The 16,175-nt window shown below is 38.0% G+C and carries 13 protein-coding genes; 3 read left to right on the forward strand and 10 right to left on the reverse strand.

The annotated features are described in order from the left end of the window. Positions 1–16 precede the first annotated feature (16 nt). The 5 genes from AT689_RS00135 to AT689_RS00155 all read right to left on the reverse strand — a co-directional run bounded on the left by AT689_RS00135 (position 17) and on the right by AT689_RS00155 (position 4,291). Positions 17–847 (reverse strand): energy-coupling factor transporter transmembrane component T family protein, encoded by an 831-nt coding sequence (locus AT689_RS00135; RefSeq protein WP_001148103.1) that lies wholly within the window; start codon positions 845–847, stop codon positions 17–19. After that, positions 832–2,514 (reverse strand): ABC transporter ATP-binding protein, encoded by a 1,683-nt coding sequence (locus AT689_RS00140; RefSeq protein WP_000656547.1) that lies wholly within the window; start codon positions 2,512–2,514, stop codon positions 832–834. Before AT689_RS00140 ends, AT689_RS00135 begins: the two co-directional genes overlap by 16 nt. 101 nt (positions 2,515–2,615) lie before the next feature. Next, positions 2,616–2,873 carry a hypothetical protein gene (locus AT689_RS00145; protein WP_000693286.1) on the reverse strand — a complete coding sequence of 86 codons (258 nt, stop codon included), beginning with the start codon at positions 2,871–2,873 and terminating at the stop codon, positions 2,616–2,618. 6 nt (positions 2,874–2,879) lie between these two features. Next, positions 2,880–3,428, reverse strand: a complete 549-nt coding sequence (locus AT689_RS00150; RefSeq protein ID WP_000403162.1) for an ECF-type riboflavin transporter substrate-binding protein — start codon at positions 3,426–3,428, stop codon at positions 2,880–2,882. 14 nt (positions 3,429–3,442) lie between these two features. After that, positions 3,443–4,291, reverse strand: coding sequence for an SAM hydrolase/SAM-dependent halogenase family protein (locus AT689_RS00155; RefSeq protein WP_001063601.1), 849 nt, complete (start codon positions 4,289–4,291; stop codon positions 3,443–3,445). A 187-nt stretch (positions 4,292–4,478) separates the two neighbouring features. Between AT689_RS00155 and trkA the strand changes: the two genes are divergently transcribed. Then, positions 4,479–5,828, forward strand: coding sequence for a Trk system potassium transporter TrkA (trkA, locus tag AT689_RS00160; RefSeq protein WP_000691674.1), 1,350 nt, complete (start codon positions 4,479–4,481; stop codon positions 5,826–5,828). A 3-nt stretch (positions 5,829–5,831) separates the two neighbouring features. After that, a complete protein-coding gene (locus AT689_RS00165; RefSeq protein ID WP_001845061.1) occupies positions 5,832–7,271 on the forward strand; it encodes a TrkH family potassium uptake protein in 1,440 nt (479 codons plus the stop codon). A gap of 125 nt (positions 7,272–7,396) precedes the next feature. Here AT689_RS00165 and AT689_RS00170 read toward each other — a convergent pair whose 3' ends face one another. The 5 genes from AT689_RS00170 to AT689_RS00190 form a co-directional block, all read right to left on the reverse strand. Next, complete coding sequence (locus tag AT689_RS00170; RefSeq protein WP_000359734.1) at positions 7,397–9,076, reverse strand: PTS lactose transporter subunit IIBC; 1,680 nt, start codon at positions 9,074–9,076, stop codon at positions 7,397–7,399. A 69-nt stretch (positions 9,077–9,145) separates the two neighbouring features. Continuing rightward, on the reverse strand, positions 9,146–10,558 hold the full coding sequence (gene lacG, locus AT689_RS00175; RefSeq protein ID WP_000429426.1) for a 6-phospho-beta-galactosidase: 1,413 nt from the start codon (positions 10,556–10,558) through the stop codon (positions 9,146–9,148). 9 nt (positions 10,559–10,567) lie between these two features. Next, a complete protein-coding gene (locus AT689_RS00180; RefSeq protein ID WP_000836780.1) occupies positions 10,568–10,912 on the reverse strand; it encodes a PTS lactose/cellobiose transporter subunit IIA in 345 nt (114 codons plus the stop codon). 167 nt (positions 10,913–11,079) lie between these two features. Beyond that, positions 11,080–12,966, reverse strand: a complete 1,887-nt coding sequence (locus AT689_RS00185) for a DUF4838 domain-containing protein (protein ID WP_000236919.1) — start codon at positions 12,964–12,966, stop codon at positions 11,080–11,082. Position 12,967: 1 nt separating this feature from the next. Next, the gene (locus AT689_RS00190; protein WP_001059634.1) at positions 12,968–14,290 is read right to left on the reverse strand and encodes a PTS sugar transporter subunit IIC; all 1,323 of its coding nucleotides are present in this window, start codon (positions 14,288–14,290) and stop codon (positions 12,968–12,970) included. Positions 14,291–14,457: 167 nt separating this feature from the next. Here AT689_RS00190 and AT689_RS00195 point away from each other — a divergent pair, with 167 nt between their 5' ends. Continuing rightward, the gene (locus AT689_RS00195; RefSeq protein WP_000628994.1) at positions 14,458–15,681 is read left to right on the forward strand and encodes an ROK family transcriptional regulator; all 1,224 of its coding nucleotides are present in this window, start codon (positions 14,458–14,460) and stop codon (positions 15,679–15,681) included. Positions 15,682–16,175 lie beyond the last annotated feature (494 nt).

Consider the following 16,175-nt stretch of genomic DNA (forward strand, 5'->3'; position numbering starts at 1 on the left):
TTTCAATTTTTTCAAGCTATTTCCAAGGGTTGTAAAATCGTCCCTGATTCTGCAAGATAAGTAGTAAACTAACTACTAAAAACAAGGTTGCCAAGAGCAAGGTAATATAGTCTCCTTTTTTCAAGGCCTGATAACTATACCATGTGCGTTTTTTCTCTTTCCCAAAGCGGCGAAGCTCCATGGCAGTCGCAATGGTATCAATGCGTTCTAGCGAGCTAAAAATCAAGGGCGTAATAATGAGCAGATTGCCTTTGATTCGTTGCATAAGAGAAGCTTTCTTGGATAATTCCATCCCACGCGCCTCCTGAGACATCTTGATAGTAAAGAATTCTTCCTGCAAATCTGGAATATAGCGCAAGGTCAGGCTGACAGAATAAGCAATCTTATAGGGCACACCAATTTGATTTAAACTGGAAGCAAACTGACTAGGATGGGTTGTCATCAAAAAGATAATAGCCAGAGGAATGGTGCAAAGATACTTAATGGCCAAATTTAGCAGATAAAAGAGCTCCTGGCTGGTTAGAGTGTAGACACCGATTCCCTGCCAAATCACACTTCTCTCTCCATAAAGTCCAACCCCATACTCGGGAGAAAAGAGATAGACCATCAAAACGTTTAAAACGGCAAATACCGTCGCAAAAACGGCTACAAAGGAAACATCTTTAAAGCGAATTTCTGATAAATAGAGGAGAAAGACTGAAAAGATGGCAATCAGCAAGAGCATTCTGGTATCATAGCTAATCATGGCCGCCAATGATACCAGAATGAAAAAGAGAAGTTTCCCAGCTCCTGACAAGCGATGAATCACAGTATCTCTATGCTGGTAACCGATTAATTTAGCTTGCATCCCTCTCTCCTTTCTTTGTAAAATGCCGTTAAATCCAGTGGATCCACATCTAGTTTCTTAGCCAAGTTAAAGATGGAGGTTTCTTTTAGATTGGCTTTTACTAACAGCTCAGGATCGCTCAACAGACTGGCTGGAACAGTATCGGCAATCAATTCTCCATCCACCATGACAAGGACCCGGTCTGAATAATCCAGCATCAATTGCATATCATGGGTAATCATGACAATGGTATGCCCTTTTTGATGTAACTCTTCGAGAAATTCCATAATCTCAGTATAGTTCTTCTGATCTTGACCTGCAGTCGGTTCATCTAGGAGAATAATTTCAGCTCCTAAGACCAAAATTGAAGCAATGGTGACACGTTTTTTCTGACCAAATGACAGGGCAGAAATAGGCCAATTACGGAATTCATAAAGTCCACAGATTTTCAAGGTTTCATAGACTCTCGTTTCAATTTCCTTCTCATCCACACCTCGCAAACGGAGCCCTAGAGCCACCTCATCAAAAATCATATTGGTTGAAATCATTTGATTAGGATTTTGTAGCACATATCCTACTCGTTCCGCCCGCTCTGCAACAGAATCGCCTTTTATATCCTGTTTTTCCCAAAGATAGCGTCCTTCCGTCTGAATAAAGCTACTTATAGCCTTGGCTAGAGTTGATTTCCCTGCTCCATTTTTTCCGACAATAGCAATCTTTTCACCCTTTTTAATATCTAAATGTAGGGATTTTAAAATCGGTCTATCATCATAAGAAAAAGATACTTCCTCTAGTCTAAAGAGTGACTGCAATTCTGAGGTTTCTTTTACCAGTTCCGTCTGTAACTGGACTTGCCCTTTTGAGATAGACAAGTTATCCAGATCTGCTAATTGTTCTTCCTTGACTAAGTCCACACCTAATTGACGGAGAGTGGTTAGATAAAGGGGTTCTCGAATTCCATTTTGAGTCAATAAATCAGTCGCAAGCAACTGGTCAGGGCTCCCATTAAAAAGGATACGACCATCGTTTATCAAGACAATCCGATCCACAGGGCGATGCAGAACGTCCTCCAAACGGTGCTCGATAATCAGAGTCGTCGTCCCCTCTTCCTTATGAATCTGGTCAATCAATTCGATAATATCCTGACCTGACTTGGGATCTAGATTGGCGAGTGGCTCATCAAACAAGAGAATCGGACTTTCATCAATCAAGACACCAGCCAGACTGACTCGCTGCTTTTGTCCACCTGACAAATCCTGAGGACGCTGATCCAGTAAAGGAAGAAGGTCCAGCTTTTCAGCCCATTTATAAACACGACCTTTCATCTCATCTAGGGCTGTCACATCATTTTCCAGAGCAAACGCCAAATCTTCTGCCACAGACAAGCCAATAAACTGCCCATCTGTATCCTGCAAAACTGTGCTAACCAGATGAGACTTATCATAGATGCTCATATCAAAGGCTACTTGACCCTTTATCAAAAATTCTCCATATGTCTGACCCTTGTAAATATTGGGAATAATCCCATTCAAACACTGACCCAAGGTAGATTTACCTGACCCAGATGGTCCAACAATTAAGACTTTCTCTCCCTTGTAAATGGTCAAGTCTATCCCTTGCAAGGTCGGTTCTTGTTGTGTTTCATACCGGAAAGAGAAATCCTTCCACTCAATTATAGCTTCTTTCATCTTACTCTCTTCATTCGCTTCTTAGACTTCTATTTTATCATAAATCAAGCCCTTCTTGCAGTCTCTTCTCTTAAAATCTTAGCGCCAAAAAGATTCCTATCCTAGCTTACTTGCCTAACTAATCTATAAACATCGAAAAAGACTAGTTGCCCAGCCTTCCCCATCATTTTATACTCTTCGAAAATCTCTTCAAACCACGTCAGCTTCGCCTTGCCGTAGGTATGGTTACTGACTTCGTCAGTTTCATCTACAACCTCAAAACCATGTTTTGAGCTGACTTCGTCAGTTCTATCCACAATCTCAAAACACTGTTTTGAGCAACCTGCGGCTAGCTTCCTAGTTTGCTCTTTGATTTTCATTGAGTATTAGTCCTTTTTCAAACTTCCTGCACGAGTTTGGGTTCCTGCATAGGCAAGTAAGAGAAGAGTTCCTGCAATAGCTACAGATACACCATTGGCAATTCCCGCAACAATCCCTTGTGCAAATACTTTTTCTGCCGCTTCTTGATAAATCACAACATCTCCAAGTGGTGCCAAGACACCCCAAACAAGGGCATTTGCAAGTAGTTGAATGAGGTTAAAAATAAGAATATCTTTCCAGTCAAAAACACCATTGATCACTCGAACGTACTTTCTAAAAAGTCCCACAACTAGACCAAAAAGTCCGCTAGCGATAATCCAAGTCCACCATAGACCATAACCAGCAAGAGAGTCCTTGATTGCATGACCAATCAACCCGACAAGCAAACCGATAATCGGTCCAAAAATAATAGAAAGTAGCGCTTGTACCGCATACTGAAGCTGGATGCTTGTATTTGGAACAGGGGTTGGAATGTTGATCATCCCGATGACGACAAAGAGGGCAGCGCCAATTCCGACAGCAACAACTTGTTTAATTGTAAATTTGATTTCCATACTATTCTCCTATTTTATCCTTCTATTTTCTTTATTTCAATGGTCCAAGATGAACCGACACCTACATTATAGGCCTTGGCAAAGGAACCTTGGTTGATAGCCAAACCTAAACGATAGAGAGAGTTGATGTAAAGGATGGGTTGCCCAATTCTCACATCTGCAAATGATTTGCCATAGACAACCTGATTTTGATAGACCAGCATATCAGCATGATAGATGGTCACTTCAAAACGATCACCAAATTCTGGTTCCAGCTTGTAAAATTCTTCCCGTGTGATAGAGGTCCAAAGCGAACCGAAACGCACATCCAGAATATCAATGGCTCCCTTCACCAGATGATCTTCTATGATGGTCGCTACGACTGGAAGCTCTACAATCTGTTCCACACTGAGCTCTGGCCCTACTTCCTCAAAAGTAATGTGACCACTGGCCAGTTTAGCACCAGTATAGGCATAGACATCACGACCGTGGAAGGTATAAGAATGCTCTGTGTTTTGACGCCTATTGGCCACCTCAGAAATCTCACGAATGGCTACAATGCCAACGTGTTTCTTGATAAAGGAAAGCGTCCCATTATCTGGCGTGACAATGTATTGATTTTTTGCAGTCTTGGCAACTACACTCTTACGTTTCGAACCGACACCTGGATCGACAACCGATACAAACGTCGTTCCCTCAGGCCAGTAATCCACCGTCTGAAAGAGACGATAGCTCCCCTCAAAAATATTATAAGGCGTGATATCGTGCGTCAAGTGATGGATTTTTAAGGTTGGAGACTCTTCTAAAGCCACTCCAATCATAGCCGATACCGCACCATCAACCAGACCAAAGTCTGATTGTAATACCAGTAAATTATTATTCATTTTATCTCCTTGTATATCCTTTATCATACCATATTTCAGAGAAAGTCGCTAATAGCTATTTCAATTGGTTAGGGTATAGTTTTACCTTATAGCGAATTTTCACTAAAAGCTCTTGTTATTAGCTAGTAGGTGCATTTTTTCTTGAAAAAGGGTATGATAGTTACATCATGAAAAAGTAGGTTTTATTATGAAAATTATCCTTGTCGGAGGGGGAAAAGTTGGTTTTGCCCTCTGTCGCTCCTTGGTTGCAGAAAAGCATGATGTTTTGCTGATTGAGCAAGACGAAGCTGTTCTCAATCATATTGTCAATCGCTTTGATATCATTGGTATCCTTGGTAACGGGGCCGATTTTGCCATTCTTGAGCAAGCCAGCGTCCAAGATTGTGATATCTTTATCGCCCTGACTGAGCACGATGAAGTCAACATGATTGCAGCAGTTCTAGCCAAGAAAATGGGAGCTAAAGAAACTATCGTTCGGGTGCGGAACCCTGAATATTCTAACTCTTATTTCAAGGAAAAGAATATTCTCGGTTTTTCTCTTATCGTTAATCCTGAGCTCTTGGCTGCCCGCGCTATCGCGAATATCATTGACTTCCCCAACGCCCTGTCTGTCGAACGCTTTGCTGGTGGACGCGTTAGCCTCATGGAATTTGTCGTCAAGTCCACCAGCGGTCTTTGCCAAATGCCCATTTCTGATTTTCGTAAAAAATTTGGTAATGTCATTGTCTGTGCGATAGAGAGGGATCATCAAATTATCATTCCAAGCGGTGACATGACTGTACAGGATAAAGATAGAATCTTTGTCACTGGTAACCGTGTCGATATGATACTCTTCCATAATTATTTTAAATCACGCGCCGTGAAGAGCCTTCTCATCGTTGGGGCAGGTAGAATTGCCTATTATCTACTTGGTATTCTCAAAGATAGTCGTATCGATACAAAAGTCATTGAAATCAATCCTGAAATCGCCAGCTTCTTTAGCGAGAAATTCCCAAATCTCTACATCGTTCAAGGAGATGGAACCGCAAAAGATATCCTGCTGGAAGAAAGTGCTCAACACTATGATGCCGTTGCGACTCTAACAGGTGTCGATGAGGAAAATCTGATTACATCTATGTTCCTTGACAGGGTAGGTGTACAGAAAAATATTACTAAGGTCAATCGTACCAGTCTCCTCGAGATTATCAATGCGCCTGATTTTTCAAGTATCATCACACCTAAAAGCATCGCTGTAGATACGATTATGCACTTTATTCGTGGTCGAGTTAATGCCCAGTATTCAGACCTTCAAGCCATGCACCATCTAGCCAATGGCCAAATTGAAACCCTGCAATTCCATATCAAGGAAGCCAATAAAATGACTGCCAAACCTCTTTCTCAACTGAAATTGAAAAAAGGGGTTCTTATTGCAGCCATTATTCGAAAGGGCAAGACTATTTTCCCAACTGGGGAGGATATGTTGGAAGTTGGAGACAAGCTCCTAGTAACAACCTTGTTGCCAAACATCACCAAGATTTATGACTTGATTGCGAGGTAAGAAATGAATAAAAGTATGATTCGTTACCTCCTTTCAAAGTTACTTTTGATTGAAGCTGTTCTCCTCTTGGTTCCTGTGGCTATCGCTGTCTATTACCGTGAATCGAGCCAAGTCTTTACAGCCCTCTTTTCGACCATAGGGATTCTCGTATTGTTAGGCGGTTCAGGGAGTTTACAGAAGCCAAAAAATCAACGGATTTATGCCAAGGAGGGAGTCTTGATCGTTGCCCTCTGTTGGATCCTTTGGTCTTTCTTTGGTGGTCTCCCCTTTGTCTTTTCTGGGCAAATCCCTAGCGTTATTGATGCCTTTTTTGAAATTAGTTCTGGGTTTACAACTACTGGAGCAAGTATTTTGAACGACATTTCGGTTCTCAGCCGTTCCCTCCTCTTCTGGCGAAGTTTTACCCACTTGATTGGAGGGATGGGAGTGCTTGTTTTTGCACTTGCTATTATGGACAATGCCAAAAATAGCCACCTAGAGGTGATGAAGGCTGAGGTTCCAGGTCCTGTTTTTGGCAAGGTTGTATCCAAACTAAAAAACACTGCCCAGATTCTCTATCTCCTTTATCTAGCTCTCTTCTCCCTCTTTGTCATCATCTATTATCTAGCTGGTATGCCTCTCTACGATAGTTTTGTCATTGCTATGGGGACAGCGGGAACTGGAGGCTTTACCGTCTATAACGACGGAATTGCCCACTATGGCAGCTCACTGATTACCTATCTGGTCAGTATCGGAGTTCTGGTTTTTGGGGTAAATTTCAACCTCTACTACTACCTCATGCTCCGTCGCATCAAGGCCTTCTTTGGTGACGAAGAACTTCGGGCTTACTTGGTCATTGTACTGGTTTCTACAGGCTTGATTAGCCTCAACACCCTCTACCTCTACCCAGGGTTTTCAAAGAGCTTTGAAATGACCTTCTTCCAGGTTTCCAACATCATTACAACAACTGGTTTTGGATATGGAGATATTACCAACTGGCCCCTCTTCTCCCAGTTTATCCTCCTTTTCCTCATGGCAATCGGTGGCTCTGCTGGATCAACTGCAGGTGGACTCAAGATTATTCGAGGCCTCATCCTTTCAAAAATTGCCAAAAACCAAATTTTGTCAATCCTATCGCCCCACCGTGTTTTGACCCTCCATGTTAATAAAACGGTGATTGACAAAGATACCCAGCATAAGATTCTCAAGTACTTTGTCATCTATGCTATGATTTTGCTAGCGCTTATCTTTATTGTCAGCCTAGATAGCAATGATTTTCTGGTCGTGACCAGCGCTGTCTTTAGCTGTTTCAATAATATCGGGCCTATTCTAGGAACCACTTCTAGTTTCTCAATCTTTAGTCCCATCTCAAAAATTCTCCTATCCTTTGCAATGATTGCAGGGCGCTTGGAGATTTACCCAATCCTCCTTCTCTTTATGAAGAGAACTTGGTCTAAGAGATAAAATACAAAATCCCTCTTTTTACAATTGTGAAAGAGGGATTCTTATATTAAAAAAGGGGGAACGTTTTTAAATCCAAGCCTATCTGTAAGCAAAATCTTTACTCAAATAAAAGATGGAAAAACTTACTACACAGCTTGGTAATGCTCCAATACAAATTGTAAGGCTTTACTTGGACTCTTTGTTAAATGAATATATTCCATTCCTCTGGTAGCAACTATCTGAATACCTAATCTTTCTGCATCCACCTTCATCTCTCTATAATAACTCCGAACTTGTGGGGCCAGAATAATTAAATCATAAACACCCATAATATCATAATGAGCTCCGTACGCTCCTGAATTCGCAATCACTCTAACTTCTGCTAATTGAGCGCCCTCGTTAATTGCATTGGCTAATTGCGCACTTGTTCCAGACCCTGCACAAAGAACCAGTACTTTCAACTCCTTACTTTTTATTACATCTATCTCACAAGGCATTATTTCACTTGTATCCTCCTCTAAAATAATATCATTTGAGCTTGCAATATCTTCTTTCACCAGTAACTGTCTATCATACGCTCTACAGAATGGCAAATAAATCAATATGTCGACAACTAACATCAAAGATAAAAATACAAAGGAGATAAGTTGAAAATTCGTTCCAATTAACAATCCCAAGGGACCAGGAAAGGCCCAAGGTAACTGGATATAAAATCCATTCATTCCAAAGAAATCAATAAATACCTTTCCTAGAAATACATTCACTGGTGGAGTCATCAAAAAAGGGACAAAAAGATAGGGATTCAAAATAACAGGCATACCAAATAGAAGAGGTTCATTTACCGCAAATAAAACAGGAGTAATTGTAGCTTTACCTACCGATTTTAATTGTTTAGACCGCATAAAGAAAATCAAAATAAATGGTACAACAAAGGTAGCCCCCGTTCCTCCAATAGCAGCGATATAATTCCCGAAATTAGGTGTTAAAGAATGATAAGGGAACTGCCCATTTGCAAGAAGTTGAGCATTCTCTTCCATATTGCTCAGTTGTAAAGCTGTAACAGCAGGTAAGACAATAGATGGTCCATGAATTCCAACAAACCAAAGCAAAGCACACATAAACCAAATCAACATCATAGCAGGATATGATTCTGCCCCCTTAAAAATAGGAGTCAATAGTTGTTGAAATACTTGGGCAAAAGGAACATCTAAACTAAAACGAGATACAATATCTAACAAACCACTAATAAGTAAAACAAAAGAAAAAGGAAAAATATCTCTAAAAGCTTGTGATATAGCCCCAGGAACTTCCTTAGGTAAATGAATAGTAATGTCTCGCTTAATACAGAATCGGTAAACATTTACAGTAATAAAGGCACTGACAAACGAAGTTATCAATCCTTGAGATCCTAAATAGTTTGTCGACAAACTTGTAGATCCCGTTTTCTCATCAACTACAAGCGTTACAGTTAATACAAGATAGCCACATATGGCCGCCAACATTGCAGAAGTATCATTTATTACCTTTCCAGGAGGCATTTTTCTATTAACATTTCCAGCCAATGACTTTGCAACTGTCCCTGAAACAATAATACCCAAAACTCCCATGGTTAGCATATACACTTTCCTCATCCAGGCAATAGCTGGACTCGGTAACTCTACTCCGAAATTTTTAGGAATCATAATAATAATCATCAAAAAGCTTGAAAACATAATTAAAGGCATAGTAGCAATAAATCCATCTTTAATAGCCATCATATAATTATTAGTAGAAATTTTTTCAAATTTCCCTTGTTGCTTTTCAATGGCAGCGACTAACTTATCCATAAAAACTCCTCCTGTAAAAAATTTAAGCTCATAGTTAAAATATATTAAACATCAGTCAAATCGCTAACCTTAATTCCGTTTTAGCCCTTTTACCCAAAGAGCACTTTTCTTAATATATCTCTTCTGTGTTTCATAATCAACAAAGAAAAGACCATATCGCTTATTGTAGCCATTCGCCCAAGAAAATTGATCTTGCAAAGACCATATAAAATAGCCTTGAATATTGACTCCTCTATCTCGAGCCTCTAAAACTTTGTGTAAATGTTGCTCAATATAACGGATTCTCTTACTGTCATCAATAATATCATTCTCGCCCTCTGGCTTAACTTCTTTAAGGGCTGTACCATTTTCAGTTAAATAAATGACCGGATGTTGAGGATATTCTTCTTTGATACGAAGCAACATATCAAATAACCCTTGAGGATAAATATTCCAATCCCAATCTGTTGTCGGAATACCAGGTTTTTTTACAAATTCACCTAGAGCATTTAATTTAAAAGAAGACTGTCCTTTTATTCCTGTTGAATTAAATTCTTGTCTATTTTCACCTTTGTATTCACGAATAAATTCTGAACGATAATAATTCATCCCAAACATCGTATTAAGAGCTGCAGCTCTCTTCATAATTTCTAAATCACCATCTTCAATAATAAAGCTAGAATTATTAGCTTCCAATATTTGATTCAAGTGAAAAAGCGTGTCCTCACTGTAGTAGCCCAAAAAAGTTCCATCTAATAGAAATTTATTATTATAAACATCATACCGTTTAGCTGCCAAAATATTTTCTTTTTGCCCATCAATAGGATAGCCTGGCTTTAAAGCATGAATACAACCTATCTTTCCCTCAATCCCTAATTGATGAAATTCGCGGACTGCAAGAGCATGCGCCAACAACATATTATGATTCGCTTGAATTGCTTCAGATAATTGAAAATGATGATTTGGAGGAAACTGACCTCCTATATATTGACCTGCAGCAAGAGACATCAGTTCATTGATTGTAAACCAATGCTTGACTTCTGTAAATTCTTGGAAACAAAAGCGAGCATATCGTATGAAACGATCAATATTCTCTCTATTCAACCAATCCCCTGTTTCTAACATTTTCTGAGGCGAATCAAAATGATGTAAAGAAACAAACGGAATCACATTATGTTTTAAGCAAGACTGAAAGACTCTATGGTAATAACGAACAGCTAATATATTAGGCTCCCCATCTATATCAGGAAATATACGAACCCAAGAAATAGATAAACGCAAAGCCTGCAAACCATGTTCTGCCGCCAAAGCTATATCCTCTTCGTAACGATAATAAAAATCACTAGCCGGATCTGGTAAAAACGGACTGTTTTCTTGCAAATAAACATCCCACATATTTGTTCCTTTGCCATCTACCCTAGTTGCACCCTCTACTTGATAAGCAGCGGTAGCAGCTCCTAATAAAAACTCCTTCGGTAAGGCTTTAACCTGTAAATTTTCCATGACTAATCCTCATTGCAAACCAATATGTTCTTCAATCTTTCGAATTCGTTCATATTCATCAATAAAAAACTTGACCTGATCATACAATAGCATCGTTGTCATCAAGGTATCTTGACCATGAATCATGATAAAACTCACTTCAAAATTATCTCCAGATGCCTCCTCCGCTAATAAATTAGTCTGTTCTCGATGGGCAGACACTATTGAGTCGTTTGCAGACTCAACCAATTCTCTTGCCTGTTCAAAATATCCATCTCTCGCAAACGCCAAAGCATCCATCAAATCTGACCTTGCATCTCCTGCGTAAGCGACAATTGTAAAACCAAGCATATTTATTTCTTCTTTTGATTTCATCTTTCTTCCTCCTCAATCTTGATCCATCTTTTACACATCATTATTAAAATGACTTCGCTACGATATAAATAGAAAGTCGACCCTAAATATCTTAAAAATCCTTAAATTTCATAATATTTAGGATCAATCTTCTCTGAATACCTTGGTTCATTTTCTATACTTATGATTTATAAGTGGAAACCAGCGTAATTTTTTGCTACTTCAATTACACGATAAACATCCAAATTAGATTGGAATAGCAGTTCGTGCCCACGGATATAATTCAACACATTTCTCCATTCATCTTGAGCTTGCCTTGTTTTTCCGGTTGCTTGAAGATATAAAGCCTTCGCCATCTTAACAACATATTCACGATGATAACTGAGCTGTTTCCATTCATCCTTTTGACTATTTAATAACTTAGAAATATTTTCCTCAATAATTGGCAAAAAATTATCAGCTAGATTGTAAGCTATATAATAATGATTCGCTAAAACATCATTTTGACGACTGCCAATTGCATTAAAATAATCACATGAGGAATAACTGGATAATTTTTCTAAATATTCAACAACAGACTGCCAATTTGACCCATACAAAGCAGAAAAGTATTCTTCAATCAATTCTTCATAACTTCTTGTCTTCTTCCAGAGCATTTCCCCCATAACATAATTAGGAAAATTATGAGGGAATCCGGCACGTAATTCTTGACACGAAATGTAACCGTTCAAATGTAGGTTAGAAAGATAAGATACATCTCTGTAAATGGTTTGACTAATTTTCATATAGCCTAAATCGCCATAATGAGCACGCCCTAAAGGATAGTCATATACGAAACTATCTCCTTTAAATGTTTTTTGCCACTCAAAAAGATAAGATAAATTTTCCTCAAGAGAATTCGGAAGTATAATTTTATTACGCAGATAAGGTTTAGGCGTAGGTATGGAATTGTCAAAATCTACATCTGCATAACTCATTTCAAATGTTCTTGTAATCGGTGCAAACATCATGGTAAAGCGTTCAGGATTATCTAATTTTTCTTTCTGAGGCGCCCATAGCAACTCATGGTAAAGCAGAAAACAAATCTTTGTATCTAATCCCTCACTCGTTAAAGCCCTATCCAATTGATTGAGAATACGAATATACTGATCCGAAACCAATTCTTGTCTACAGTTTTCGCATTCACAAATATTATTACGAGCATCCGACAACCATACATGTAAGTAGTTAACATCAGGTCTTTTCTTGGCATAATCCTTGATAATTTCTACCATCTTATCAGCTACATCTGGATTTGAAAAATCCAGGCTGGTTAAAATCGGAGCCGTATTAAACAATTCTCGTTTCCCGTTTATTTCAGCGACATAGGGTTTCTTCTCCTCTGAAATACTAAGACCTGATTCCCAGCCAAATTTTGAAGAGTAACCTAAAACTTCACCTGTCCATCCATGACCAACACGATGATGAATAAGACCTCTTTTTTGCAATTCTTTATCCAACCTATCACTCAATTCTTGTACTAATTCATTTGAAAATTGTTCTTTATTTAGATATGGATTAAATTCATGTTCATACCAACGTTTCAAAAAAGAGTAAGGATTTTCAAACTGGATGAAAAAACTGTTCATCCCAATCTTAGGTAGCCAATCAATGAAATCTAGTATATTTTCAAATGAATCCGCTCCCTCTATACATACTCCCCTATGATAGTAACTGGCTGTTTCATCTATAGATAGCTGTTTATCTAAAAAATCTTCAAATCGTAACTCTGGAACAAAGTCATGTCTGCGCCCTGGTCTAGTATACACAACCCCAAATTCATGAAACATTCGGTAAATTCCAATAAGTAAACCTACAATTGTATTAGACTCAATTCTTCCCTTACCCTTGTCTAATGAGATAAGAACATGGTCTTTTCTGTCCTCTTTATTGACTAATCCTACAAAAATATCCGCTTCCTTCTCCTCGACAAGCTCTATGTTAGTCTTAAAGACCCGATTCATATAGTAACTTAATTCCTCTAAGGCAAAGCTAGAATAAGTATTTTTCTGTTGATCAAATACTCTGATAACCATCTTATTTCCCTCCAACAGTAGCTTTTTCTTTTTCAAGATTGCGTTTATCTGCAATTTTGAAGAATGGATAATAAATTGCTACAGAAACCAAAATCAAAACAACTTGTAATAGAGCTCCTCGCCAACTAGCCCCTGTTGCAAGGAAGCCTCCTATAATCGGTGGCATTGTCCACGGAAGGATTACACCTGTTGTATAGGGTACTAATCCTACAGCCATTGATACATAGGTAATCAAGGCATTGATTGTAGGAGTAGCAATAAACGGAATCAGCATAATCGGATTTAAAACTGTTGGAAACGTAAATAGAATAGCTGTATTGATATTAAAAATAGACGGTATAATAGCTAGCTTACCTAATGTTTTATTCGCACGACTCTTACTAAATAGGAAGAGACAAATCGCAAGACCAATAGTCGCTCCACCGCCACCAATAAATACAAATAAATCTTTAAACGGTAATGTAATAATGTGTTGGAGTGTTTGTCCTGCAGCCACAGCTTCTTGGTTTTCTATAGTAAATTGTAACCAAACTGGATCTACAAAAGCATTTAAAACTTGTCCCCCATTAACTCCACAGAACCAAAAGAATGAGTTTACAATAACACATAGAATCATACCTGGAAGCGTTCCTGCAATTAACTTAAGCGGTGTTCCAACAATTGCACCTAGGAGTCCGTTGAGACCTCCTGCAACTCCTGCCGCTTCAAGACCTTTTAAGACCAGAGCCCACAAAACAAAAGTAGTAAAGCCAGGTAAAAGAGCTGAAAATGATTTACTTACCACATCTGGGACACCACTTGGCATTTTTATCGTAATTCCGCGCTGGATAAACATACGATAAATCTCTGCTGTAACCAATCCAATAGTAATCGCCATAAACAAAGAAGATGCATTCAGGCTAGAAAATGGTATTGCGCCGCCAAATAACTGCTTGACCTGCTCCCCATTTTTATCATAAACCATACTCGAAAAACGAGGTGCCATCAATACAAAACTGGATAAGGCTATGATCCCTGCCGACGGACCATCTGTACCATATCCTTCCGACAACCTGTAGGCAATACCGAAACAAGCGACCAAGGAGATAATCGCTACTGTTGACTGATTCATAGTTGTCAAGATACTTAGCAATCCAACACTATTCAGCCAATTTGTAAAATCCTCTTGAGGCCAACTGATTAGAATAAGAAATAAAGATCCGACTAAAATCAAAGGCATTGCCATCATAAATCCTTCACGAATAGCTTTCAAATGCCGTTGGTTGCCAACTTTTTCACCAAACGGAGCGACTTTTGTTTCTAAAAACGCTAAAATATTGTTCATCACCGGAACTCCTTTTTTTATTTTTTATAAATTAAATATACCACTAACAGAAAGCGTTGTCAATATATTTTTTGTTGTTTTTACAATATTTTTTTCTTTGTATAGAATAATAATTTTAATTGATTTTTTCTTATGTTTAATATAAAATAAACCAAAGGAGGAAACAAATGATTACAAAACAATCAGCCTTTTTACAAAATAGAGCCACTATACTGGAGTTTCTATATCGAAATCCAGCAACATCCCGTACAGATATTGTTAATGAAACAGGACTTACTCCAGCAACAACGACTAACATCATAAAAGAGCTAAGCGAACAGTCCCTCATATACGAAACTGGTGATGAATTTAGCGAGTTTTCCGGATCTGGAAGACGTAGAAAAACTATTTCTATCACAGATAATATTCCGTATGTTGTTGGAGGTATTGAAATAAACGTCCTAGGTATCTTTCTCAGTCTATGTGACTTACAAGGGAAAACTCTTTTCGAGACAGAAATTTTGAATGAAGATTATCCTATTTCAGAAATCAATTCCACCATTACCAATATGATAAAAACAGCTATAGAGTACGTCCCTTTGGAAACAAAATTACTTGGATTTGGCTTATCAATACCTGGACATTATAACAAAGACTCCGGAAGTATCATTACAAACAACCCCATATGGGAATCTTTTAATTTATTAAATGTAATTAAAAGATTCAATTTTCCTTTTATTGTAAAAAATAATATCGATTGTATGGCTATAGGACAATACCTTTTTAATCCACACAATACCCCCGATAACTTTATTTTCCTACACGCTGGATTAGGTATTTACACTTCCTTTTTCACAAAAGAAAAAATAGGAGCCTCTAAAAATCCTTATATCGGAGAAATTGGACACACCATTGTCGAATTGAATGGGCAATATTGTGAATGCGGAAAAAAAGGTTGTTTACAAACATATATTTCGGATGCTTGGTTAATCAAACACGCCCAATTATTATTTAAAAATTCCCAACTAACTGTACTAAAAAGCCTTGTAAAGACTGAAAAAGACATTCATTTAGACACCCTTTTAACGGCTTATAATTTAGGCGACTCCGCTTTACGTCAACAAATTGATAAAGGAGTCAATTTATTAGCCACTTCTATTGCAAATCTTCTCCTCATCAATCCTGCTGATAAAATCTATATCAACAGTCAATTGCTTAATTATCAACCTTTCACTCATGAAGTCAGGGATAAAATCCAAGACCAGCTCCACTTCGTTCCCTTTACTCGTAATATAGAAATTGAAATTTTACCTTACAACAAACATCGTGGAAGTATAGGAGCTTGTGCATTAGCTATCGTTGCTTTTTTCATAGAGCATAGCAATGTATTACAAGATATTATTTCACCTTAATATATATTAGAAATCTATAGACCTGTTTAAATCAACTATAACCTGTAGTAAATATCTCGTATTTAGACAATATGAAAACAAGACGACTTCCATATAGGAAACCGCCTTCTCTCTATGTTGAGTGATTTATATTAAAATAACTTTTCTTCTAGCTGCATTTTATTATTATAAAAACATTCATCATAACCCCCAGAACTTAAATAACAATTTTTATTCAAGATACATACTCCTAGAATAAACTTTATATGAAATCCCCATTTTTGTTTTTACAATTCTCCTTATACTCAATGAAAATCAAAGAGCAAACTAGGAAGCTAGCTGCAGGCTGCTCAAAACACTGTTTTGAGGTTGTAGATAGAACTGACGAAGTCAGTAACATCTATACGGTAAGGCGACGCTGACGTGGTTTGAAGAGATTTTCGAAAAGTATTAGTTAAATCTTGTTTAATATCTCTACACCATACTATTTTACATATATTATTTAGCGCCACATA

The sequence above is a fragment of the Streptococcus pneumoniae genome (genome assembly GCF_001457635.1).
Lineage (GTDB): Bacteria > Bacillota > Bacilli > Lactobacillales > Streptococcaceae > Streptococcus > Streptococcus pneumoniae.